The 644-nt window shown below is 45.7% G+C and carries 1 protein-coding gene; it reads left to right on the top strand.

What is annotated here, in order from left to right; all coding sequences use genetic code 11:
• Positions 1-33: 33 nt before the first annotated feature.
• A partial coding sequence (locus ACO0LB_RS20510) for a hypothetical protein (RefSeq protein WP_423052540.1) occupies positions 34-644 on the top strand: 611 nt, incomplete at its 3' end.

Below are 644 nucleotides of genomic sequence, written 5' to 3' on the forward strand. Positions count from 1 at the left end.
TGGACTGTTCCCCAACCGATTTACGCATTCTTAATGCAAATGGGAAACGTCATCGACCGCATGGGCAAAGAGACATTCTTAGCAATCCCACCATTGCCCGTCACTGTTAACCAAAACTTCGGAGGTTACCACTCGACGCACATCGACTTACAAACACACAACCTATACGAGGAAATTCCCTCATTAGGAATAGCCGCAGACGTGGTTATGGCAGCAGCATCCCAAGCAGAGGAGCCAGAGATTAACATAAGAGTTGGACTTCCAGCAGGAACACTCGTTAATCAAAATTTGACTGGTTACATTGCAGACATTGGGCCAAGACGCCAAGAAATCCGTCAGAAATTGAACGGCTTGGGGATAACACCAAACACATTCCCAGAACTAGTAGCAGGATCACGATTCCACCTGATCTATCTACTACAACTATCCGAAATGTTGAAAGACATTGACACATTTAGGATGGAAAACATGACCATCTCATCTATGACTATCCATGGAGGAGAAACAATGGTCATACAGACACTTCCAATCGTGTCGGAGGACATCGAGACAAGATGGAACGAACGTACCGTGCAAGCGCAGTCACCAGCCAGTGATTCAACAGCACAAATTGGTGCTTCATACATCTTCGGTTTCCAACTACA

This window comes from Undibacterium sp. SXout7W (assembly GCF_049339385.1).
Classification (GTDB): domain Bacteria; phylum Pseudomonadota; class Gammaproteobacteria; order Burkholderiales; family Burkholderiaceae_D; genus Undibacterium.